This window comes from Micromonospora sp. NPDC049203, from assembly GCF_043197215.1.
Classification (GTDB): Bacteria; Actinomycetota; Actinomycetes; order Mycobacteriales; family Micromonosporaceae; genus Micromonospora.
Map to the genome: position 1 here is coordinate 373,968 of NZ_JBICSV010000001.1, position 22,806 is coordinate 396,773.

A 22,806-nucleotide genomic window follows, 5' to 3' on the forward strand; every position below is an offset into this window, starting at 1 on the left:
GGCGGGTCGCGGGGGTACCCGGCGCCAGGATATCCGTGACCGGAGCGGATAGGTTTGCCGCATGTCCGGGGCCCAGTTCAGCGCAGAGACAAGCGGCGGCGGCGCGTTCGTCCGCCAGCCCAACCGGTTCACCGGCCGGGTCACCCCGCACTCCACGTCACCCGAGGGCGGCGGGCCGGACGAGGCGGGACGCTGGCCGCTGGAGGCGGGCCGCTACCGGCTGATCTGGTGCCGGGCCTGCCCGTGGGCGCACCGGGCCCGGATCGTGCGCGGCCTGCTCGGCCTGGACGAGGTGATCTCGCTGGGCACCGTCGACCCGATCCGGGACGAGCGGGGCTGGCGGTTCGCGCTCGACCCGGACGGCTTCGACCCGGTGCTCGGCGTCGGCTTCCTGTCCGAGGCGTACCTGTCCACCGACCCGGACTACACCGGCCGGGTGACGGTGCCGGCACTGGTGGACACGCTCACCGGACGGGTGGTAACGAACGACTATCCGCAGCTCACGCTGGACTTCTCGACCGAGTGGCGACGGTTCCACGCGCCGGACGCCCCGGATCTCTACCCGGTCGAGCTGCGCCCGGAGATGGACGCGCTGATGGCGGAGATCCACCGGGACGTCAACAACGGTGTCTACCGGTGCGGCTTCGCCACCTCACAGGAGGCGTACGACGAGGCGTTCACCGCGCTGTTCGCCCGCCTCGACGCGCTGAGCGAGCGGCTGGCCGGGCGGCGCTACCTGATGGGCGACACGATCACCGAGGCGGACGTGCGCCTGTTCACCACGCTGGTGCGCTTCGACGTGGCGTACCACGGGCACTTCAAGTGCAACCAGCGCAAGCTCACCGAGATGCCGGTGCTGTGGGCGTACGCGCGGGACCTGTTCCAGACACCCGGCTTCGGCGAGACGGTGGACTTCGACCACATCAAACGGCACTACTACGCCACCCACGACATGATCAACCCGACCCGGATCGTGCCGCTCGGCCCGGATCTCTCCGGCTGGACCACCCCGCACGGACGTGGCTGAGGGCACACCGCGCCGGATCGCCGCCGCGTTCGCCGCCGTCTGCCTGGTGGCCGGTGTGACAGCGGTGACGATCGCGGTGGTCGCCGGTCCCGTTCCCGGCCCGTCCGCGTACGTCAGCGAGGCCGGCATCACCGACAGCGGGTACGCCGGGGCGTACCGGATGGGGATCTTCTCGGTGGCCGCGTCGCTGCTGCTGCTCGCCGGGGCGCTGCCGCCGGGGTTGCGCGCGGCGGCCGGCCTGCTCGGCGCCGGCGCGGTGGCCACTGTCGTCTCCGGCGCGGTGACGTGCAGCGAGGGCTGCCCGCTGCCGCCGTTCGAGGCGCCCACGGTGGCCGACCTGGTGCACGGCGGGGCCAGCATCGTGGCGACCGCCGCGGTGGTGCTCGCCATGCTGGTGCTGCTGTTCTCCCCGGCGGCGGACCGGGGGCTGCGGCGGATCGCCACGGTCGGCGCGGCGCTGGCGCTGCCGGTGGCCGCGGTGGTCGCGGCGGCCCTGCTGCTGGTCGGGCGCAGCGCGCTCCTCGGGGTGTCGGAGCGGGTGCTGCTCGCCGTGGTCGCCGCCTGGGGACTGGCCACCTCCGGCTACCTGGCTGTAAGGAGCCTCACCGGCAACGGTCCTTCCCTTCCGGCCCGGGACGGGAGTAACGTGTCGCGACGATGACCAATGTCTGGTGCCTCACCGAGCGCCTGTACGTCGATCTCCGACGGCAGGCCAGCGGCGTCTGTCCGGCGTAGCTCCACGCCCCGACGCCCGCTTTTTCCTCTCCAGACCCTGGATCAGTCCTCATGACCTCCGCCCTGCGCAGAATTCCCTTCTCCGTCCAGATCCTGCTGGGCCTCGTGCTCGGCGTGGCGCTCGGTTTCCTCGCCCGCGCCGCCGACCTCGCCTGGCTGACCAGCACGCTCGACACCGTCGGCGGCCTCTTCGTCCAGCTGCTCAAGCTCGCCGTGCCGCCACTGGTCTTCACCGCCATCGTGGTCAGCGTGGTCAGCCTGCGCGGCGTCGCCAACGCCGCCCGGCTCGCCGTCAAGACACTGCTCTGGTTCGCCGTCACCGCGCTCATCGCGGTGAGCATCGGCATCGGCCTCGGCCTGCTCACCAATCCCGGCCGGGGCGTCAACCTGGACCCGGCCGGCGCCACCGCGCCGAAGACCACCGGCTCCTGGATCGACTTCCTCACCGGCATCGTCCCGACCAACCCGGTCGGCGCGTTCGTCGAGGGCAACGTCCTCCAGATCGTCTTCCTCGCCCTGGTGGTGGGCGCCGCCGCGCTGCTGGTCGGTGACGCCGCCGAGCCGTTCGTGGCGCTCAACCGCTCGCTGCTGTCGATCGTGCAGAAGGCGCTCTGGTGGGTCATCCGGCTCGCCCCGATCGGCACGCTCGGCCTGATCGGAAACGCCGTCGCCTCGTACGGCTGGGACCTGCTCGCCCCGCTCGCCAAGTTCACCACAGCCGTCTACGTCGGCTGCGCGATCGTGCTGTTCGTGGTCTACCCGGTGCTGCTGGCGGTGGCCGGCAAGCTCAACCCGCTGCGCTTCTTCGCCGGCGCCTGGCCCGCCATCGAGCTGGCGTTCGTCTCCCGCTCCTCGGTGGGCACCATGCCGGTGACCCAGCGCTCGGTCGAGCGCCTCGGCGTCCCCCGCGAGTACGCCTCGTTCGCGGTGCCGTTCGGCGCCACCACGAAGATGGACGGCTGCGCCGCCATCTACCCGGCGCTCGCCGCGATCTTCGTGGCGCAGGTGTTCGGCGTGAACCTCGGCGTCACCGACTACCTGCTGATCGCGTTCGTCTCGGTGGTCGGCTCGGCCGCCACCGCCGGCCTGACCGGCGCGATCGTCATGCTGACGCTGACCCTGAGCACGCTGGGCCTGCCGCTGGCCGGGGCCGGCCTGCTGCTGGCCATCGACCCGATCCTGGACATGATCCGCACCGCCACGAACGTGGCCGGGCAGGCGGTGGTGCCGACCATCGTGGCCGCCCGGGAGGGCACGCTCGACCGGGCCGCGTACGACTCGGCCGGCAAGCGCGACCTCATCGAGCCCGCCGAGACCGAGCGGCTCGACCCCGTACCCGCCTGATCCACACCCAACGGGTGCGTCTCCCACCGGAGGCGCACCCGTTGCCCATGACCGGAGGATCCGAGAATGAGCGCCCTGTTCACCCCGCTCGCCCTGCGCGGCGTCACCCTGCCCAACCGGATCGCGCTGGCGCCCATGTGCCAGTACAGCGCCGACCCCGACGGGCTGCCCACCGACTGGCACCGCGTCCACCTGGGTTCCCGGGCGGTCGGCGGGACCGGCCTGGTCATCACCGAGGCGACAGCTGTGGTGCCCGAGGGCCGGATCAGCCCTCAGGACACCGGCCTCTGGTCCGGCGCGCACGTCGACGCGTGGCGGCCGATCACCGCGTTCGTCGCCGAACACGGCGCGGTTCCGGCCGTGCAGCTCGCGCACGCCGGGTTCAAGGCGTCCACGTACCGGCCGTGGGCGCCGGCGCGTGGCGGCGTGCCGGACGCCGAGGGCGGCTGGACCCCGGTCGGACCTGGTGACCAGCCGTTCGTGCCGGACTACCGCACGCCCACCGCGCTGGACGAGGCGGGCATCGCGGCAGTGGTGGACGCCTTCGCCACCGCCGCCGGGCGGGCGCTCGACGCCGGGTTCGCCGCCGTGGAGATCCACGCCGCGCACGGCTACCTGCTGCACGAGTTCCTGTCCCCGCTGACGAACCGGCGCACCGACGGCTACGGCGGTGACCGGGCCGCCCGGATGCGGCTCACGCTGGAGGTGGCCCGCGCGGTACGCGCCACGGTCGGCGAGTCCGTGCCGGTGCTGACCCGGATCTCCGCCACCGACTGGACCGACGACGGCTGGACCGTCGAGGACAGCGTGGTGCTCGCCGGGGAACTCGCCGCCGCCGGGGTCGACCTGGTCGACACCTCCTCCGGGGGCGCGGCGGTCCAGGCGTCCATCCCGGTCGGACCCGGCTACCAGGTGCCGCTGGCGGCCCGGATCCGCCGCGATGCCGGGGTGCCGACCGGCGCGGTGGGCCTGATCGTCGAGCCCGAGCAGGCCGAGCAGATCGTCGCCGGCGGCGAGGCGGACCTGGTGCTGCTGGGCCGCGAACTGCTGCGCGACCCGTACTGGCCGCTCCGCGCCGCCGCCAAGCTGGGCGCCACCCCGACCTGGCCCAACCAGTACGCCCGAGCCTTCTAGCCTTGAGCGTCGATCATGAAGTTGGCGGCGTTCTGCGTCCGATTTGTCGCCGCCAACTTCATGATCGACAGGGCGGAACCCCGGGCGGTCAGCCGGCCAGGTGGTTCCAGCGGGGTTCCAGGTCGGTCCAGGTGCCCTGGTCGGCCACGGTGCCGTCGATCAGCACCACCACGTGGTCGGCCCGGACCAGCGCGGCCCGCTTCGCGGTCGAGCCGACCACAGTCACGCCGTGCTCGCGCAACGCCGCCCACAGCGCCAGCTCCGTGCTGACGTCCAGCGCCGACGACACGTCGTCGGCCACCAGCAGCTCGGTACGCGGGGCGAGCGCGCGGGCCAGCGCCAGCCGCTGGAGCTGACCGCCGGAGAGCCGGGTGCCCTTGTGCCCGATCAGCAGCCCGAGCCCGCCCCCGGCGGCGGCCAGGTCGTGTTCGAGCTGGGCGGTCGTGACCGCCCCGGCGGCGTCCACCTGGTGGCCGAGCGCGATGTTGTCGGCCACCGTGCCGGAGAGCACCCGGGGCAGCTGGCCCACGTACCCGACCTGGTTGGGGCGCAGGAACATCTCCGGCTCGGTGACCGGGTCGCCGTTCCAGCGCAGCTCGCCGACGTGGTGCACGATCCCGGCCAGCGCCCGCAGCAGCGACGACTTGCCGGACCCGACCGGGCCGACGACGAGCACCAACTGCCCGCGCTCGACCACCAGGTCGACGTCGCGGACGGCGAGCATGCCGTCGGAGTGCAGCGCGCCGAAGCCGGACAGCTCCAGGCGGCGCAGCGGGTGCCGGGGCGGCGGCTCGGGCGCGGGCGCGGTGCCGGCGACCAGGTCCAGGCCGGGCACCGGCGCCGCGTAGACGGCCTCGCCGGTCATCGCCACCGTCCGCCTGGTCCACACCCGCGCCGACGGGTACTGCGACACCAGTGACGCGGTGGTCCACGCGAACCAGCGGGCCGCGCCCAGTGTGGACACCGCCACCAGCGTGGCGCCGGCGGACAGCCCACCGGCCAGGTAGAGCGCCCACGCGCCGATCGGCAGCAGGCCGCTGGCGACCGACGGGGTGGACCGGGCCCACACCTGCATCGCGATCTCGCGCCGCTGCCGCTCGCTGCGTACCTCGTCCAGCCGGGCGAGGTGGCGCAGCACCGGGCGGGTCGCGCCGGCCAGCTTCACCGTACGGGCGGCGGACAGCGCGGAGACCAGCGCGGTGGCGAACGCGGCGCGCGCCTTCACCGTGCCGGCCGCGGTGCGTTCCAGCCGGGGACCGAACAGCGTCGCCGCCAGCCCGGAGACCACCATCGTGCCGACGAAGAACAACGCCGGTACGAGGCTGCCGGTCACCAGCGTCATGGTGACCACGATGACCAGCGAGATGAACTGGTCCATCAGGTTGTCGGCCAGGTGCACCACCCGGTCGGTGTCGCCACCCTGGGCCACCACCTCGGCCGGGGTGTGCCCGCTGACCCGGCGCGCGCCGGTCTGCCCGTGCACCAGCCGGGCGCTGATCCGCAGCATCTGCCGGATCCACCACTGCGGGAACCACAGGTTCGTCAGGTACGGCAGCGGCAGCACCACCAGCAGCGCGGCCACGATGCCCAGCGCCGGCAACCACGGGTCACCGCCGCCGACCAGGTCGGCCCAGAGCCAGGGCAGGACCGCGCCGTCCATCCCGAGGACAGTCATCACGATGAACAGGCCGACCGAGATCAGGCCGTACCGGGGATCGTTGGTGCCCAGCCGGAGGATCTCCCGCATGGTCCGCGCGGGCGGCGCGGGCGGCGCGGGCGGCGGGTCGGCTCGCGGCACGGCGACCGGCCGCGTCGCGGGCGCGGCAGGCGTGGCGGGCGCGTCGTCCCAGGCGGGCGCGTCGAGCAGTTCCACCCCGCCGCGCCGGGTGCCCACCCCGGCGTACGCACCGGCGTGGCTGGTGGCGAGCAGCTCGGCGAAGCGGGCGGACTCGCGCAGCGGACCGGCCTCCAGCACGGCGCCGTCGGCCATCACCACCACCTCGTCGCAGCGGCGCACCGAGGAGAGCCGGTGCGCGATGACGATGCCGATCCGGTCGGTGAGCAGCCGTTCGGTGGCCTCGCGGACCCGGTTCTCGGTGACCGGGTCGAGCCGCGCGGTGGCCTCGTCGAGGATCACCACGTGCGGGTCGCGGACCAGGATGCGGGCGAACGCGACGAGCTGCTCCTGCCCGGCGGAGAGCACATGGCCGCCGTCGCCGAGCCGGGTGTGCACCCCGTCGGGCAGTTCGGCGATCCAGCCGGTCAGGCCCAGCTCGGCCAGCGCCCGTTCGGCGGCGTCCAGCAGTTCCGGGTCGAACAGCGCCACGTTCTCGGCAAGCGTGCCGGCCAGGATCTCGGTGCGCTGCGGCACCACGGCGATCCACCGGCGCAGCTCCTCGACGTCCAGGTCGACCAGGTCGGTGCCGCCGAGGAACACCGTGCCACGCGGCACCTCCACCGCCCGGGTGAGCACCTTGGCCAGCGTCGACTTGCCCGAGCCGGTACGCCCGACGAGCGCGTACGAGCGGCCGCGGACGAAGTCGAGGTGCACGTCGCGCAGCGCCGGCCCACGGTCGTCCCCGCCAGCCGGGTAGCGGTAGGTGAGCCCGCGCACGGTCAGGTCGCCGTCGACCGGGGTGGCCCCGCCGTCCGGCTCCTGCGGCGACCCGGCCAGCAGTTGCACCCGGCCCCACGCGCCGAACGCCTGCTGCAGGTGCGGCACCCAGCGGGCGATGTGCTCGACGGTCGCGCCGAACGCGATGGCCAGCAGCCAGATCGCGGTGAGCCGGGCGGCGTCCACCCGGCCGGTGGCGAGCGCCCACGCGCCGCCCAGCACCACGCCGGCGATGCCGACCCGGACCGCGCCGGCGGCGGCCGCGGTGACCCGGGCGGAGAGCCGGAACACCCGGACGCACCTGGTGATCACCTCGGCCGCGCGACGGGCGTAGAGGCGCAGCACGTACGGCCGGGCGAGGCTGGTGCGAACGTCGTCCTGCCCGTGCACCGCCTCCTCCATCACGGCGGCGAGGTCGGACCACGCCTCCTCCTCGGCCATCCGGGCCGGGGCGATCCGGCTGGTCGGGCGGCGCAGCGTCACCGCGAGCAGGGTGGTGAGCGCGATCATGCCGACGCCTGCGGGCCACCAGACGATCAGCGCGCTGACCGCCGAGAGGGCGCAGACCGCGAGGCCCTGCGCCAGCCGTACGCCGGTGTTCCGCATCTCGGCGGCGACCTGGTAGACGTCGTTGTCGATCCGGTCGAGCAGTTCGCCGACCGGTGTGGTCTCCAGGGTGGGCAGGTCCTGGCCGAGCGCGACCCGGCAGAGCCGCCGCCGCACGTCGGCCGACCAGTCGGCGGTGAGCCGGGCCATGATCAGGCCGATGAGCAGGTCGGTGACGACAGCGGCGACGAGCGCGACGGCGAGCGCGACGAACCAGCCGGACGAGCGGAGCACCAGCACCGGCCCGGCCAGCGCGGAGGCTGCCGCCTGACCACCGGCGCCGAGCACGATCAGCAGCAGGACCGCCGCCATCTGCCGGGGTGCCGTGGCCCAGAGATCTCGGAGCAGGCGCATGGGAGGTCCTCCGGACTCGGATCGGTGGGGGCGGTGCCCCCACCCTCACCCTTCCGGCGGCCCGGTATCAACCGAATTACCGACCGCTGGTCAGGTCCGGGCGACCCGCCGGACGATGCCGAGCAGCGACTCCTGCACCTCGTCGATCGGCCGCTCCGGCGAGAAGGCCAGCCAGTCCACAGCCACCACCAGCCCGACACCGAACAGCGCCGAACTCGCGGTACGCACGTCCAGGTCGGCGGGGAGGTCGCCGCTGTCCACCCCGGCCTGCACCGTGTCGGCGATCACCGCGATGGCCTCGCCGCGCAGCAGCCGCAGCGTCTGCTGCCACTCCCTGTTGGTCCGCCACATCTCCGAGAGCAGGAGCTGGGCGAAGGCGCGGTAGCGGCGGATGTACTCCAGCTGGGCACGGACCAGCGCGCCGAGCGCCTCCAGCGGCGGCAGCCCGTCGACGGCGGCCCGGAAGTCGGCGGTGAGCAGGCCGATGCCGTGCCGCAGCAGCTCCTCGAACAGGACGGTCTTGGACTCGAAGTTGTAGTAGACGGTCCCCTTCGCCACACCGGCCCGGGCCGCGATGTCGTCCACTGTGGTGGCCGAGAAGCCCTGTTCGGCGATGAGGTCCACCGCCGCCACGAAGAGGCGCTGGCGGGTGTCCTCGCGTCGGCGCGTCCGTCCGTCCGTCACCGGCTCATCCTCACATGGTCAGTTCGGGGTGCAGCTTCGACGGGGTCAGCCGGCGGGACCGGCGGGCCGCGCCGACGGTGAGCGCCATCGCGCCCAGCCCGAACGCGAGCAGCACCAGCGCGGCCTCCACCACCGGGGCGGTCGTGCCGCCGTTGATGGTGTGGCGCAGGCCGTCCACCACGTACGTCATCGGCAGCCAGGGGTGGATGGCCTGGAAGAAGCCGGGCGAGGTCTGCACCGGGTAGGTGCCGCCGGAGGAGGTGAGCTGGAGCATCAGCAGCGCCAGCGCGGCCAGCCGCCCGGCCGGGCCGAGCGCCACGCCGAGCAATTGCATGATCGCGGTGAACGCCAGCGAGGTGAGGGCGAGCAGCCCGAATGTCGCCGGCCCGTGCCTCGGGTCGAGCCCGAGCGCCAGCGTGACCACCGTGTAGAGCACCGCGACCTGGGCCAGGCCGATGCCGGCGGCGGGGAGCCACCCGGCGAGCACGACCCGCCAGCCGGGCGCGCCGGACATCACGTGCCGCCGGTTGACCGGCCGCAACAGCATGTACGTGATCATCGCGCCGACCCAGAGCGCCAGCGACAGGAAGTACGGGGCGAAGCCCACGCCGTACGAGCCGGCCGGGTTCTGCGAGTCGCGGATCAGACCGACCGGGTCGCCGAGCACCTCGGCGCGACTGGCCGCGTCGTCGTACCCGGGAAGTTTCCGTTCGCCGGCGGCGAGCCCGTCGGCGAGCTCGCCCGCGCCGCCCTCCAGCCGGGTCAGCCCGTCGACCAGCCGGTTGCTGCCGCTGCCGAGCTGGGCCAGGCCGCCGTCGAGCTGGCGGGCCCCGCTGGAGAGCCGGTAGAGGCCGCCGCGCAACTGGTTCGCGCCGGTCGACGCGTCGCCGAGCCCGTCGCGGAGCTTGGCGCTGCCCTGCGCCAGCGTGGTCAGCCCACCGGCCAGCTCGTTCACCTTGGCCCGGGCGGAGGCGACGTCGTCGGCCAGGTGCGGTGCGGCGGCGGCCACCTCGCGGGCGGTCCTGGCGACGTCTGTCATCTGCTGGCGCAGCGTGGCCATGTCGGTCTTGTTCAGCGCTGCCACCACTGAGCGCGCCTGGGTGACGGCCCGGTCGGCGGCCGTGCGGGCGGCGGCGAAGTTCGGGTCGTCGGCCAGCTCGGGATGTTCCTTCGCGACCGCGTCGAGCCGGTCGCGGACCTCCTCGGCGGTGGCGACCACCTCGGCGGCCTTGCCGGGTAGCGCGTCCAGCCCGGCGGCGAGCTGCTGCGCGCCGTCGGCGACGAGCGTGGCCGCCTTCTGGATCCGGTCGGCGTTGCGGCGCAGCACCGGCTCGTACCTGTCGGCGGCGGCGTTGACGGTGGCCGCCGCGGCCTTGGTCTCGGTGGCCGCGCGGCCGGCGCCGTCGGCGAGCTGGGCGGCGCCGGTACGCAACTGGTCGAGGCCCTTGGCGAGCTTGTCCGCACCCTGGACCGACTGGTTGAGTCCGCCGGCGAGCTGCCCGGCGCCGTCCTCGGCGTCACCGAGGCCGTCGGCGAGCTGGCCCGCACCCCGCTGGGAGCTGCCGAGCCCGTCGGCGATCTTCCCGGCGCCGTCGGCGGCGCGGCCGGTCTCGGCCTTGGCGTCGGTGAAGCCGATCAGCATCTTGTCGAAGTACGTGGCGGCGGTGCTCTGCGCGGCGGCGGCCCGGATCTCGCTGAACGCCGACCTGGCGAGCAGCCCGGAGAGGTAGTTGGTGGCGTCGTCGTTCACCACCTTCAGCTCGCCCTGCCGGGCCGGGCGGTCCGGTTCCGGGCCGGCGGCGAGGGTGGCGGAGAAGTCCTCCGGAATGGAGAAGACCAGGTGGTAGCGCCCGTCGCGCAGCCCCTTCGTGGCGTCGGCCTGGTCGGTGACGGTCCAGCCGAACACCTTGCGGTCGAGCAGCTTCTCGGTCAGGTCGCGGCCGGCGTGCACCTCGCTGCCGTCACCGGCGGTGGCCGGGCGGTCGGCGTTGACCAGGGCGACCGGGATCCGGTCCATCTTCCCGTAGGGATCCCAGAACGCGTACAGGTAGAGCGCGCCGTAGAGCAGCGGGACGATGGTGAGCACGGCCAGGGCGGCGCGCGGCAGCCGGCCCCGGGTCATCCGGCGCAGCTCGAACAGGGCGAGTCGCAGGACGCTCATGCAGGCACCTCGGCGGGTTCGGTGGGCACGGTCAGGACGGGGATCGGCGGCGCCGGATCGCCGATGCGGTGCACTGTGGCGGCCACTCCGGGTTCGACGGCGCGGGCGCTGGCGACCACGGCGTACCCCTGGCCGGCGAGGCGTTCCAGCGCGCCCCACATCCACTCCCGCTCGGGACGGTCGGCGCCGGCGTCCACGTCGTCGGCGACGATCAGGCTGGGGCCGCCGAGGCTGGCCAGCACCAGGCCGAGCACCTGCCGCTCGACCGGGGTGAGGTCGCGGCCGTACCGGTCGGGGTCCAGGGGCGCGTCGGTGAGTCCGGCACCGGCGATGGCGGCGGCGTAGGCGTCTCGGCGGTAGGCCCGGCGGGCCCGCACCGCCGCCACCGGGACCAGCCGGCGCCGGCGGCGCGGCACCGGGCCGAGCAGCAGCAGGCGTTCGGTGATGTGCTCGGCGACGGTGAGCGTCGGGTCGGGTTCGTGCACGCCCGCCACCTGGCCGAGCGCGGCCGGGCCCCGGCGGCGCAGCTCGCCGTGGTTGTGCGGGAAGCGCCCGGCCAGTGCGAGCAGCAGCGAGGTGCGCCCGCTGCCGGGCGGGCCGGTGACGGCGTGCAGCTCACCGCTCGCGGCGGTGAGGTCGACGTCCCGGTAGACCCAGCCCCGGCGGGTGCGCAGCCCCAGGCCGCTGGCCTCGACGATGTTCATCCCGCTCCCGAATTCTGAACTGACTAGTCAGTATAAAAACATGCCCAGCATAACGCCGGGTGTCCGGTTCGGGACCTCTGGCGGGAGTGATCCTCAGAACAGCACTGTGGCGAGCGTGCCCACCGGGCGGAAGCCGCAGCGCTCGTAGACCCGCCGGGCGGGGAGGTTGAAGTCGTTGACGTAGAGACTCACTGTGGGCGCGACCCGGTCCAGCGCGTCGCGGACCACCGCGGCCATCGCGGCGGTGGCGATGCCCCGGCCGCGCCACTCCGGCGCCACCCAGACGCCCTGCACCTGCGCGGTCCGGCGGGTCACCACGGCAAGCTCCGCCTTGAAGACCACCCGCCCGTCGACGAAGCGGGCGTAGGCGCGGCCGGCGCGCACCAGCTCGGTCACCCGCCGCCGGTAGCCGCGCCCGCCGTCCTCGGCCAGCGGCGACACCCCGACCTCCTCGGTGTACATCGCCACCGCCGCCGGGAACAACCGGTCGACCTCGTTGCCGCGCACCCGGCGCACGTGCGGGTCGGGCGCCACGGCGGGCAGCGCGTCAGTCGCCAGCAGCGGCTGGTTCGGGCGTACGTCCCGAGCCGGTCCCCAGTGCGCGGAGAGGCGGTCCCAGAGCCCGAGCACCGCGTCGGCGCGGCCCACTATCGAGGAACAGAGCCGCTCCTCGGCGCTCAACTGGTCGGCGAACGCGGTCACCGCCGACTCGGACGCGAGCACCGGGGTCAGGTTGCCGCCCAGCCAGCAGATCGACTCCAGGTTGCGGCGGGCGCCGTAGCCGAGGATCCGCGCCTCGGCCCGCCACCAGGCCAGCCCTCGTGCCGCCACCCGCTCGGCGACCTGCGCGCCGGCGTACGGGTCGAGATCGAGCAGCCGCTCGACCGCGCGGCGCTCCGACTCCCCCAGTTGGCGTACCGGCATCGTGAGCACGGTTACCAGCCTGCCAGATCCACCCCGGCACACGCGGCCCGACCGGGCACCCCGCTCAGGCGGCCGGCACCGGCAGCGGCTCGGGTACGGCCGGCCGGGTCCGGGCGGCCCACCGCACCACCGGCGGCACCAGCGCGCCGAGCAGCAGGAAGACCACGCCGAGCACCAGCCAGCCGGGCACGCCCCACCCGATCGCCAGCGTGGTCACCACCACCGGGGCGACCATCGAACCGAGTTGCATGCCCATGCCGTACGCGCCCTGGTACTGGCCGTGCGCGTGCGCCGGGGCCAGGCCGAAGGAGATGCCCCAGCCCGCCGCCGCGTGCCACAGCTCCCCGACGACGTGCACCAGCGCACCGGCCAGCAGCAGCGGCACCGCCGCCGTCACCGGCACGCCGCCACCGGCCGCGAACAGCGCGCAGGCACCGGCGAGCAGGATGCCCGCCCGGCGGGCGGCCCGGCCCGCGCCGGTCAGGTCCTCGGTGCCCCGTGAGGCGCGGACCTGGAACAGGATCACCACCACCGTGTTGACGAGCAGGCAGACGGAGATCAGCCAGTTCGGCGCCGTCGTGTGCCCGGCGATCCACAGCGGCAGGGCGATGTTGATCAGCGAGAAGTGCGTGGACATGAGCCCGTCCAGCACGGTGAAGGCGAGGAACGGGCGGTCCCGCAGCGCGATCAGCCGTGGCCCGTGCGCCGGGGCGGGCATCGGGGGCACCGGCGGGAGCCGCAGCAGCACCGCCGCCGCCAGCACGTAGGTGGCGGCGTCGAGCAGGATCAGCGTGACGTACGCGCCGCGGGTGTCGGCTGCGAGCGCGAACCCGGCCAGCACCGTGCCCACCGAGATCCCGACGTTGGTGACCGCGCGGAGGTAGGCGCGGGTGCGTACCCGCTGGTCGGGCGGGACGGCACCGGCGATCAGCGCGCCCCGGGCGCCCCGCGTGCCCGCGTCGGCGACCGCCATCAGCACACCGACGACCAGGAAGCCGGCGAACGAGCGCACCGCGACCAGCGCGACGGTGCACCCGGCCGAGGCGAGCAGCGCGGCCAGCTGGAGCCCACGCGGGCCGAGGCGGTCGGCGAGGTAGCCCATCGGCGTGCTCGCCACCAGGCTGACCAGCGCGGTGAGCGTGAGCGCCACACCCACCTGGGCGACAGTGAGCCCGACCGACCGGGTGAGGAACAGCGCGCTGGCGGTGAGCCACGTACCCCGCCCCACGGTGTTGACGAGCGTGGAGAGGGCGAGGGTCCGGGACGGGCCCGGCTCAGGAAGCAGACGCACATCGGCAGCCTAACAGTACGTGCGTACGGTTTTCAGCCGAGTTCTGCGGGCGTCTTGTCCCTCTCCGCCATCCGCGCCGAGTCCGAGTGAGCACCGCCGCCGCGACGGCACGCCGGCCGGACGACCGGCGTGCCGTCAGGCGCGGCGCGCGGTGACGAGCAGGTACTCCCAGCGCATCACGCCGCCGTCCAGGTGCCGGGCGGCCAGGTCCGTCAGCGCGCGGTCGAGCCCGGCCGTGCGCTCCGGGTCGCCCGCGTTCGCCCGGTAGACCGCCACCGTGGGGCCGTAGTGGGTGGCGAAGAAGTCCCGGAACTGTCCCGGAGTCGCGAACCGGTTCACCACCACGGCGTCGCGCCCCAGCGTGAGCGCGTCCACCCGGTCGCCGAACAGCTCCCGGACGTGGTCCTCGTCGCCCCAGAGCGGGGGCGGCTGCGCGCCCGGCGGCGGTGGCGGCGCGTACGGCCGCATGGCCGCGAACAACTGGCCCACGAAGCCCTCCGGAGTCCAGTTGACCAGGCCGATCGTGCCGCCCGGCCGGCACACCCGCAGCACCTCGTCGGCGGCGACCCGGTGCCGGGGCGCGAACATCACGCCCACACAGGACAGGACCGCGTCGAACGCGGCGTCGGCGTACGGCAGCGCCTCCACGTCCGCCTCCTCCCAGGCCAGCGTCAGGCCCTCCCGCTCGGCCGACGCCCGCCCGACCGCGAGCAGCTCCGGGGTGAGGTCACTGGCCACCACCTCCGCACCGGCCCGGGCCGCCGGCACCGCCGCGTTGCCGGTCCCGGCCGCCACGTCCAGCACCCGCATGCCCGGCGCCACCCGTGCCGCCCGGACCAGCGTCGCCCCCAACTGCGGGATCACCTGCGCGGCCACGGCGGAGTAGTCGCCCATCGCCCACATCGCGCGGTGCCGGGCCTTCACCCCCGCGTCCCGCTCCCGTTCCTCGATCATCAGTCGCTCCTCACCTGTCGTCTCTGCCAGGGACGCTAGGCAGCGGACGACCCGGCCCCCAGTACGAGATCTGTACCGCTTCCGACAGGCAGCTGGCCGGACCTTCGGGCCGGGCGTAGCGTGCCCGCCATGGGGGCCTCCTACCACCAGTTCTGCCCCGTGGCGAAGGCCATGGAACTGCTCGACGAACGGTGGACGCTGCTCGTGATCCGGGAGCTGGTAAGCGGCTCGGAACGCTTCAACGAGCTGCGCCGGGGACTGCCCCGGATGTCGCCCACACTGCTGTCCCGCCGGCTGCACCAGCTCGTCCGCGCCGGGGTGGTGGAGCGGCGGGTCGACGGCGCCGGCGTGCGCTACGTCCCGACCGCCGCCGGGCGCGAGCTGCGGCCCGTACTGGAGGCGCTCGGCGCCTGGGGCGTGCGCTGGATCGGCGAACTGGGCGACGCCGACCTGGACCCGAAGCTGCTGCTGTGGGACATGCACCGGCACGTCGACCACGACGCGGTCCCGCCGGGGCGTACCGTCGTGCGGTTCCGCTTCCGGGACGTGCCGGCGGCGCAGAGCGACTGGTGGATGGTGATCGCCGGAGGTGAGGCCGACGTCTGCGACGTCGACCCCGGGCACGACGTGACGGTGACCGTCACGGCGGACCTGCGCGCCCTGGTCCAGGTCTGGCTGGGCGACCTGGAGTGGGCCGCGGCGCTGCGCGGCGGCTCGGTGGAGGTCACCGGGCCGGAGGCGCTGCGGCGCGCCGCGCCCGGCTGGTTCACCCTCTCCCCCTTCGCCGCCGTGCCCCGGCCCTGAGACGGCGCGTGCGGCCGTCCCCGAGGGGAACGGCCGCACGGCGACGCGGAAGTGGATCAGTGCACGGTGACTGTGGCGCCGCCGGGCACCAGGTCGCGCAGTTCCTCGGGGATCTCGGCGCCCATCTCGTCGGCGATCCGCAGCGCCTCCTCGATCAGCGTCTCCACGATCTGCGCCTCGGGCACGGTCTTGACGACCTTGCCCTTGACGAAGATCTGGCCCTTGCCGTTGCCCGAGGCCACACCGAGATCGGCCTCCCGGGCCTCACCCGGGCCGTTCACCACGCAGCCCATGACCGCGACGCGCAGCGGCACCGGCAGGCCCTCCAGACCGGCGGTGACCTCCTCGGCCAGCTTGTAGACGTCGACCTGTGCCCGGCCGCAGGACGGGCAGGAGACGATCTCCAGGCCGCGCTCACGCAGGCCCAGCGACTCCAGGATCGCGGCGCCGACCTTGATCTCCTCGACCGGCGGGGCGGACAGCGACACGCGGATGGTGTCGCCGATCCCCTCGGCCAGCAGCGCGCCGAACGCCACCGCCGACTTGATCGTGCCCTGGAACGCCGGGCCCGCCTCGGTGACGCCGAGGTGCAGCGGGTAGTCGCACTTCTCGGCCAGCAGCCGGTACGCGCGGATCATCACCACCGGGTCGTTGTGCTTGACCGAGATCTTGATGTCCCGGAAGCCGTGCTCCTCGAACAGCGAGCACTCCCACAGCGCCGACTCCACAAGCGCCTCGGCGGTGGCCTTGCCGTACTTGGCCAGGAGGCGCTTGTCCAGCGAGCCGGCGTTGACGCCGATCCGGATCGGCACGCCCGCGTCGCCCGCGGCCCGCGCGATCTCCTTGACCTTGTCGTCGAACTGCCGGATGTTGCCCGGGTTCACCCGCACCGCGGCGCAGCCGGCGTCGATCGCCGCGAAGACGTACTTCGGCTGGAAGTGGATGTCGGCGATCACCGGGATCTGCGACTTGCGCGCGATCGCGGGCAGCGCCTCGACGTCGTCCTGCGACGGCACCGCGACCCGGACGATCTGGCAGCCGGACGCGGTCAGCTCGGCGATCTGCTGGAGCGTGGCGTTGACGTCGGCGGTGAGGGTGGTGGTCATGGACTGCACCGAGACCGGCGCGCCACCACCGACCGGCACCGAACCGACCATGATCTGGCGGCTGGCCCGGCGCGGGGCCAGCGGCGGCGGCGGCACGGGGGGCATACCGAGACTGACAGCGGTCACTTCAGGCACTCACCTTGAGAAGAGCGTGATGGGGTTGATGACATCAGCGGTGATGGTCAGCAGCGTGAACGCGCCACCGATCAGGATCACCGCGTACGTGAAGGGCATGAGTTTGAGGTAGTCGACGCGGCCGGGGTCGGTGCGGCCGATGCGCGCGTAGAGCCAGGACCGCGCCCGTTCGAACCAGGCGATGGCGATGTGGCCGCCGTCCAGCGGCAGCAGCGGCAGCAGGTTGAACACGCCGATGAAGAAGTTCAGCGACACGAAGAGCATGAAGAACACCATCCAGGCGTTGTTCTCCACGGCCTCGCCGCCGAGCCGGCTCGCGCCGACCACGCTGATCGGGGTGTCCATGTCGCGCTCGCCGCCGGTGATCGCGTTCCACAACGCGGGCACCTTCTGCGGGATGCGCTGCATGGCGTGGGCCGTCTGCACCGCCATGTTGCCGGTGAAGTCGGCGGTGGCGCCGAACGCGGCGATCGGGCCGTACTCCACCCGGGTCGGGGTGCTGGGCGAGAGCGCCACGCCGAGCGCGGAGACCGACGAGGTGGCCCCCTTCGGGTCGTTCAGCGGCGGGCGCTGCACCGCGGCCAGGTCGACCTTGGCGTCCTGCGACCGGCCGTCGCGCACGAAGGTGACGGTGGCCGTGCCGGGCGGGGTGGCGCGGACCACGTCCTGCATGTCGCCCCAGGTGGAGACCGGCTTGCCGTTCACCGCGGTGATCCGGTCGCCGTCCTTCAGCTGGGCCCGCGCGGCCGGGCTGGCCGGGTCGCCGGACTCGCAGGCGCGCACCTTGTCCACCGTGACGCACGGCGTGAGGGCGACCACCGCCGGCTCGGCCCGGTAGCCGGCCTCGGTGCTGGGGAACTTCGGGTTCGGCAGCCCGACCGACACCGCGATGATCCAGAGCGCGATCAGGGCCAGGGCGAAGTGGGTGATCGAGCCGGCGGACATCACGATCGTCCGCTTCCACACCGGGTAGCGCCACATGGCGCGCTTCTCGTCACCCGGCTCGACGTCGTCGTCCTGCGGCGTCATCCCGACGATCTTGCAGAAGCCGCCGAGCGGGATGCCCTTGACGCCGTACTCGGTCTCGCCCCGCCGGAACGACCACAGCGTCGGGCCGAAGCCGACGAAGTAGCGCGTGACCTTCATCCCGAACGCCTTGGCGGTCAGCATGTGACCCGCCTCGTGCAGGCTCACCGAGATGAGAATCGCCAGGGCGAACAGCACCACCCCGAGCAGATAGCTCATCGAGCTCCTTCCCCCGACCCGACGATGATCTCCTGGGCGTGCGCCCGTGCCCACGACTCGGCGGCGAGCACGTCCTCGACGGTACCCGGTTCGTCGAAATCGGGAGCGTCCTCCAGCACTCGCTGAAGGGTGTCGACGATGCCGAGGAACGGCAGCCGACCCGCGACGAACGCGGCCACGCACTCCTCGTTCGCCGCGTTGTAGATCGCCGGACGGCAGCGCCCGGCCTCACCCGCCGCCTTGGCCAGCGCCACCGCCGGGAACGCCGCGTCGTCGAGCGGGAAGAACTCCCAGGTGTGTGCGGTGGTCCAGTCGACCGCCGCGGCGGCGCCGGGTACGCGGTCCGGCCAGCCGATGCCCAGCGCGATGGGTAGCCGCATGTCCGGCGGGCTGGCCTGGGCGAGCGTGGAGCCGTCGGTGAACTCGACCATCGAGTGGATCACCGACTGCGGGTGGACCATCACCTCGATGTCGGCGTACGGCACGTCGAACAACTCGTGCGCCTCGATCACCTCCAGCGCCTTGTTGACCATCGTGGCGGAGTTGATCGTGACGACCGGGCCCATGTTCCAGGTCGGGTGCGCCAGCGCCTGCTCCGGCGTGACCGCTGTCAGCTCGTCGCGCCGCCGCCCCCGGAACGGGCCGCCGCTGGCGGTGACCACCAGCCGCCGCACCTCGCCCCGGGCACCGCCACGCAGACACTGCGCCAGCGCCGAGTGCTCACTGTCAACAGGAACGATCTGGCCGTGACCCGGATGTCGCGAGAGCGCGGCCCTGACCAGCGGGCCGCCGGCCACCAGGGACTCCTTGTTGGCAAGCGCGAGGGTACGCCCGGCGTGCAGCGCGGCCAGCGTCGGCGGCAGGCCCAGTGAGCCGACCACGCCGTTGAGGACCACGTCGCACGGCCACTGCGCCAGCTCGGTCATCGCGTCCGGACCGGCCAAAATCTTGGGCAGCTTGAAGTCGCCGGTGGCCCAGCCACGCCGGCTCGCCTCCGCGTAGAACGCGAGCTGGAGATCCTGCGCGGCGGACGCGCGGGCCACGCCGACCGCCTCCACGCCCAGCTCCAGGGCCTGCGTGGCGAGCAGTGCCACGTTGCCGCCACCCGCGCCCAGCGCTACCACCCGGAAGCGGTCCGGGTTGCGCTTGACGATGTCGATGGCCTGGGTGCCGATCGAGCCGGTCGAACCGAGCAGCACGAGATCTCGGGGAGTGGTCACCGGCCCATTGTTCCCCAGCGCCTCACCCCGGTTCGTCCCGGAGTGCCCGGCGGCATGATCGACTCCACTTCACCGAGGTGGCGGCATCAGCGGCGCCGCGATGCCACCACTTCGGCGAATCGGTGTTGATCACGCCTGGGGTGCCTCCTCGTCGAGCAGGTCGGCCGGATCGACGCTGAACTCGAACGGCTCCCGCATCACGAACGTCGTACCGGCCGCCGCAGCCGCCAGCGGCCGGTACTCACCCTCAGCCAGTTCGTAGAGGGCGAGCGCCGGCACCCGGTTGCGCAGGTCGACCCGGAGGAAGTACGGCACACCGGCGGCCGCGTACTCCCGTGGCCGGTCGATCACGTCCTTGCGCCGGCTGCCGGGCGACACGATCTCACCGAGGAGCACGGCCTGGCCGATGTCGACGGCGGATCGACCACCGCCCGAGGACCGCAGCACGGCGATGTCGGGGATGAACAGATCCTTGCCGGAAACCAGGTTGATCTCGGGGTAGACCCAGAGCCCGCTGCGCCGGGCGGCCCGGTGCAGCCGATACGGCAACTCGCGTTCGACCGACTGATGGTCGATGCCGGCATGTGGTGTCACGATCACGCTTCCGCTCAGGACCTCGACCTTCGGGCCGTTGGTCTCCGGTAGGAGATCGAGAGCGAGCTGCGCGGTCCAGGGCTCGTCGCGCCAGCGGAGCACGTCGAACGACGGCTCGGCCGGCTGCGGCGCCGGCTCGGGCGCGAATGCGGCCTGGGCCATCAGGCTCACCCCCTCAGCGGGTAATCGTGCTACCACTCACCCTAGCGGCGCTGTCCCGTTCCGCCCTGCTCGCACACGTTGTCCGTCCCCTCCCGGCCATCACCACCGCGTACACCCTCGGGGTGCCGTTGGCGAACTCGCGCGCCCACAGGCCCCACCGGCCGGCGTACGGCGCCCAGCGCTCCCGCCACAGCCGACCCGATCGCGCGCCTCGTCCGGGTCGGTCATCCGCCCGTGGCGCACGTGCGGCTGGCGCTGCAGGACGAGGCTACGGAGACACGATCGTCCTGTCGGGCGCGGTGAGGTGCTCCAGGTGCCCCAACGGCAGGTGCGGGGGCTGCCACTCCAGGAACATCGCGGTGGCGTCGTCGTCGAGCTGGTCCTGCTGGTAGGCGAGGACGGCGCGCACCAGCCGGCGCATCGTCTCGGGGCTGGGCAGCCGGTCGTTGAGGGCACGCTCGACGAAGTCGACAAGTCGGTCCAGCCCGAACCGTTCACCGTCGTCGCCCCGGGCGTCGGTGATGCCGTCGGTGTAGGCGAGGACGCGGTCGCCCGGGTGTAGCGCCTCCTCGTGCGCCCGCGGACGCCGCGTCGACAGGTTGCCCAGCCCGAGCGGCAGCGCGGTCGGCCCGGGCAGTGCCCGGACGGCCTTGCCGTCCCGCAGCAGCATGGCGCCGGGGTGGCCGGCGTTGATGATCCGCAGCAGGCCGGTCCGCCGGTCGAGTTCGGCGAGCAGCGCGGTCGCGAACATGCCGGGGTGTTCGGAGCGGACCCACCTGTCGATGCTGATCGCCGTGTCGATCAGGTCGAGACCGGTGCGCCGGGCGTTGCGGTACGCGCTGACCACGAGCGAGGCCATCGCGCTCGCCTTGATCCCGTGCCCGCAGGTGTCGAAGAGCCCGACGCTGAGCACGTCGCCGTTGAGCGCGTAGTCGAAGATGTCCCCGCCGACGTCGTAACACGGTTCGAGAACGGCGGTGACCACCAGGTCGTCCGTCGCGAAGGTCAGCGGCGGCAGCAGCCCCCACACGATCTCGGCGGCGACCTGCATCGGCAGGCGGCGGCGGATCCGTTCCACGACGTCGCCGTAGAGCCGGCGGCTCACCAGGACCTGGGCGACGGCGACCGCCACCTCCCAGGCCGGCCGGTCCAGCGCGGGGTCGCCGGCGCGCGACGACACGATCTCCAGCGCGCCCAGCCGTTCGCAGCCGAGCAGCAGTGGCACCCAGAGCCGGTCCGGGTGGTCGGGAGCGCGCTGCACCTGGAGGCCGGTGAACGCCCGACCGGCCAGCGTCGTCTCGATCGTGAGCTCGTCCCGAGGCGCGCCCGCGCCGACCAGGGGTACGAGCGAGGACTGTGTGTAGTCGGCCAGGTAGATCACCATGTCGGTGGCCCCGATGGCGGGAGCGACCCGGTTCACCAGGAGCGACAGGTCGTCCGGACCACCCCGGGCGGCGTTGAGGTGCAGCCAACGCGCCGCGTCGCCACCGTCGACCATCCGCGCCTCCCCCGTGTCTCCACCACCGTAGGAGGCCGAGGGCGAACTGCCAACGGCGCGGCTCAGGTCGGGCGTTCCAGGACGAACGTCTCCAGTTCGGCACCGCCGTACCAGTCGGTGCGCACACCCACGTGCGTCATGCCGAGCCGCCGCGCCACCGCCATCGACGGGTCGTTCCCGGCCATCACCACCGCGTACACCCTCGGGGATCCGGCGGCGAACTCGCGTTCCAGCACCGCGCGGGCCGCCTCGGTCGCGTAGCCGTTGCCCTGGGCGTCCGGGTGCAGATGCCAGCCGACCTCGATGTCGTCGGTCAGGGTGACGCCGTCACGTCCCGGCAGCGGCTTGAGCAGGACGCTCCCCGCCACCGGCCCACCGGCGCGCGGCTCGACCGCCCACAGACCCCAGCGACCGGCGTACGGCGCCCAACGCTCCCGCCACGACCGGACCCGCTCGCACGCCTCGGCCGGGTCGGTCATCCGGCCCTTGCCGCCGCCCAGCCAGCGCATCACCTCGTCCCGGGAGTAGATGTCGTAGACCCGGGCCAGGTCGTCCGGCGACTCGGTCCAGTCGCGCAGCACCAGCCGGTCGGTCGTGGCGATCGTCATGCCGCCGGATCGTAATGCGTGGCGCGGTGCCGTACGGGGAACGACAGGGCGATGGGCGACGGGTGGGAGCGGACGAAGCGGATCACGGCTGCGGCGTTCCGGCCGGTCCGCGGCCGGGACCTGTCCCTGCACGCCGCCGCGATCACCTTCTACGGCGCGATCGCCGTGGTGCCGGTGGCGCTGCTGGCGATCTGGCTGACCGGGCTGCTCGCCGGGGCGGACCGGGTGCGGCGGCTGACCGGGTACGCGATCGACACGCTGCCCACCGAGATCGGCGCGAACCGGGCGGTGGCCGCGCTCGTCGAGGCCGGGCTGGGGCTGACCCCGCTGCTGGCGCTGGCCTCGCTGCTGCCCGCCTCGCTGTACGGGGAAGGGCTGCGCCGCGCGTTCGTCTCGGTGGCCGAACCGCGCGCCGAGTCCGGTGCGCTGGTCGGCTGGCGGGGCCGGCTGCTGCTGCTCCCGCTGCTGGCACCGGCCCCGGCGCTGCTGCTGTCGATCCTGCTGGCGCTGCCGCTGACCACCCGGCTGGTACGTCAGGGCGGCTGGCTCGGCGCGCTCGGCGTGGTGTTGTCGTTCCTGGCGGTGTGGCTGGTGCTCACACCGGTGCTGATCTGGGTGTTCCGGGTGGTCGGCCCGGCCTCGCCCGACTGGCTCTCCACAGTCGGCCTGGGCTCGTTCACGGCGGCGAACCTGTCCGGCTTCCTGCACGGCTTCGTGCTGTTCTGCTCGCTGCCGCTGGACCTGGGGGTGCCGTTCGGCGGCTTCGACGAGATCGGCGGCGGCGTGGCGGTGCTGCTCTGGCTCTACCTGTTCCACGTGATCGTGCTGTCCGGCTACTCGGCCACGCTGGCGGCGAGCCGGTGGCGGGCCACCCGGGCGGCGGCCCGCGCCTGACGACTGCG

Annotated in this window: 19 protein-coding genes; 6 read left to right on the forward strand and 13 right to left on the reverse strand. The window is 73.5% G+C overall.

Annotated features, from left to right (window positions below):
• Positions 1-61 precede the first annotated feature (61 nt).
• The 4 genes from ACGFIA_RS01715 to ACGFIA_RS01730 all read left to right on the forward strand — a co-directional run bounded on the left by ACGFIA_RS01715 (position 62) and on the right by ACGFIA_RS01730 (position 4,240).
• Positions 62-1,027, forward strand: a complete 966-nt coding sequence (locus ACGFIA_RS01715) for a glutathione S-transferase C-terminal domain-containing protein (RefSeq protein ID WP_357382395.1) — start codon at positions 62-64, stop codon at positions 1,025-1,027.
• Positions 1,020-1,688: a DUF998 domain-containing protein gene (locus ACGFIA_RS01720; RefSeq protein WP_357382393.1), complete on the forward strand. Its 669-nt coding sequence runs from the start codon at positions 1,020-1,022 to the stop codon at positions 1,686-1,688. The genes ACGFIA_RS01715 and ACGFIA_RS01720 overlap by 8 nt, the downstream gene beginning before the upstream one ends.
• 137 nt (positions 1,689-1,825) lie before the next feature.
• Positions 1,826-3,106: a dicarboxylate/amino acid:cation symporter gene (locus ACGFIA_RS01725; RefSeq protein ID WP_357382760.1), complete on the forward strand. Its 1,281-nt coding sequence runs from the start codon at positions 1,826-1,828 to the stop codon at positions 3,104-3,106.
• A 66-nt stretch (positions 3,107-3,172) separates the two neighbouring features.
• Positions 3,173-4,240 carry an NADH:flavin oxidoreductase/NADH oxidase gene (locus ACGFIA_RS01730; RefSeq protein WP_357467323.1) on the forward strand — a complete coding sequence of 356 codons (1,068 nt, stop codon included), beginning with the start codon at positions 3,173-3,175 and terminating at the stop codon, positions 4,238-4,240.
• Between the two features lie 88 nt (positions 4,241-4,328).
• Here the strand turns inward: ACGFIA_RS01730 and ACGFIA_RS01735 are convergent, their stop codons facing one another.
• The 7 genes from ACGFIA_RS01735 to ACGFIA_RS01765 all read right to left on the reverse strand — a co-directional run bounded on the left by ACGFIA_RS01735 (position 4,329) and on the right by ACGFIA_RS01765 (position 14,532).
• Positions 4,329-7,814, reverse strand: coding sequence for an ATP-binding cassette domain-containing protein (locus ACGFIA_RS01735; RefSeq protein ID WP_393257879.1), 3,486 nt, complete (start codon positions 7,812-7,814; stop codon positions 4,329-4,331).
• 90 nt (positions 7,815-7,904) lie between these two features.
• Positions 7,905-8,498: a TetR/AcrR family transcriptional regulator gene (locus ACGFIA_RS01740; protein ID WP_393257882.1), complete on the reverse strand. Its 594-nt coding sequence runs from the start codon at positions 8,496-8,498 to the stop codon at positions 7,905-7,907.
• Between the two features lie 10 nt (positions 8,499-8,508).
• Positions 8,509-10,659 (reverse strand): YhgE/Pip domain-containing protein, encoded by a 2,151-nt coding sequence (locus tag ACGFIA_RS01745; RefSeq protein WP_357382385.1) that lies wholly within the window; start codon positions 10,657-10,659, stop codon positions 8,509-8,511.
• On the reverse strand, positions 10,656-11,363 hold the full coding sequence (locus tag ACGFIA_RS01750) for an ATP-binding cassette domain-containing protein (protein WP_393257886.1): 708 nt from the start codon (positions 11,361-11,363) through the stop codon (positions 10,656-10,658). The genes ACGFIA_RS01745 and ACGFIA_RS01750 overlap by 4 nt, the downstream gene beginning before the upstream one ends.
• 93 nt (positions 11,364-11,456) lie before the next feature.
• On the reverse strand, positions 11,457-12,296 hold the full coding sequence (locus ACGFIA_RS01755) for a GNAT family N-acetyltransferase (protein ID WP_357382381.1): 840 nt from the start codon (positions 12,294-12,296) through the stop codon (positions 11,457-11,459).
• A gap of 55 nt (positions 12,297-12,351) precedes the next feature.
• Positions 12,352-13,578: an MFS transporter gene (locus ACGFIA_RS01760; RefSeq protein WP_393257890.1), complete on the reverse strand. Its 1,227-nt coding sequence runs from the start codon at positions 13,576-13,578 to the stop codon at positions 12,352-12,354.
• A gap of 135 nt (positions 13,579-13,713) precedes the next feature.
• On the reverse strand, positions 13,714-14,532 hold the full coding sequence (locus tag ACGFIA_RS01765) for a class I SAM-dependent methyltransferase (RefSeq protein WP_393257893.1): 819 nt from the start codon (positions 14,530-14,532) through the stop codon (positions 13,714-13,716).
• 129 nt (positions 14,533-14,661) lie between these two features.
• Here ACGFIA_RS01765 and ACGFIA_RS01770 point away from each other — a divergent pair, with 129 nt between their 5' ends.
• Positions 14,662-15,336, forward strand: coding sequence for a winged helix-turn-helix transcriptional regulator (locus tag ACGFIA_RS01770; RefSeq protein WP_393257896.1), 675 nt, complete (start codon positions 14,662-14,664; stop codon positions 15,334-15,336).
• A 56-nt stretch (positions 15,337-15,392) separates the two neighbouring features.
• Here the strand turns inward: ACGFIA_RS01770 and ispG are convergent, their stop codons facing one another.
• From ispG to ACGFIA_RS01800, 6 genes are all read right to left on the reverse strand, one after another.
• On the reverse strand, positions 15,393-16,568 hold the full coding sequence (gene ispG / locus ACGFIA_RS01775; RefSeq protein ID WP_216932527.1) for a flavodoxin-dependent (E)-4-hydroxy-3-methylbut-2-enyl-diphosphate synthase: 1,176 nt from the start codon (positions 16,566-16,568) through the stop codon (positions 15,393-15,395).
• A gap of 9 nt (positions 16,569-16,577) precedes the next feature.
• Positions 16,578-17,822, reverse strand: coding sequence for a site-2 protease family protein (locus ACGFIA_RS01780; protein WP_357382372.1), 1,245 nt, complete (start codon positions 17,820-17,822; stop codon positions 16,578-16,580).
• On the reverse strand, positions 17,819-19,042 hold the full coding sequence (gene dxr / locus ACGFIA_RS01785) for a 1-deoxy-D-xylulose-5-phosphate reductoisomerase (RefSeq protein WP_393257901.1): 1,224 nt from the start codon (positions 19,040-19,042) through the stop codon (positions 17,819-17,821). Before dxr ends, ACGFIA_RS01780 begins: the two co-directional genes overlap by 4 nt.
• Positions 19,043-19,171: 129 nt before the next feature.
• Positions 19,172-19,798: a Uma2 family endonuclease gene (locus ACGFIA_RS01790; RefSeq protein WP_357382368.1), complete on the reverse strand. Its 627-nt coding sequence runs from the start codon at positions 19,796-19,798 to the stop codon at positions 19,172-19,174.
• 268 nt (positions 19,799-20,066) lie between these two features.
• Positions 20,067-21,296, reverse strand: a complete 1,230-nt coding sequence (locus ACGFIA_RS01795; RefSeq protein WP_393257905.1) for a PP2C family protein-serine/threonine phosphatase — start codon at positions 21,294-21,296, stop codon at positions 20,067-20,069.
• A gap of 62 nt (positions 21,297-21,358) precedes the next feature.
• Positions 21,359-21,904 (reverse strand): GNAT family N-acetyltransferase, encoded by a 546-nt coding sequence (locus tag ACGFIA_RS01800; protein WP_393257908.1) that lies wholly within the window; start codon positions 21,902-21,904, stop codon positions 21,359-21,361.
• Positions 21,905-21,955: 51 nt separating this feature from the next.
• On the opposite strand from ACGFIA_RS01800, the gene ACGFIA_RS01805 reads away from it, so the two are divergent.
• A complete protein-coding gene (locus ACGFIA_RS01805; protein WP_393257911.1) occupies positions 21,956-22,798 on the forward strand; it encodes a YhjD/YihY/BrkB family envelope integrity protein in 843 nt (280 codons plus the stop codon).
• The last annotated feature ends 8 nt before the right edge of the window (positions 22,799-22,806 follow it).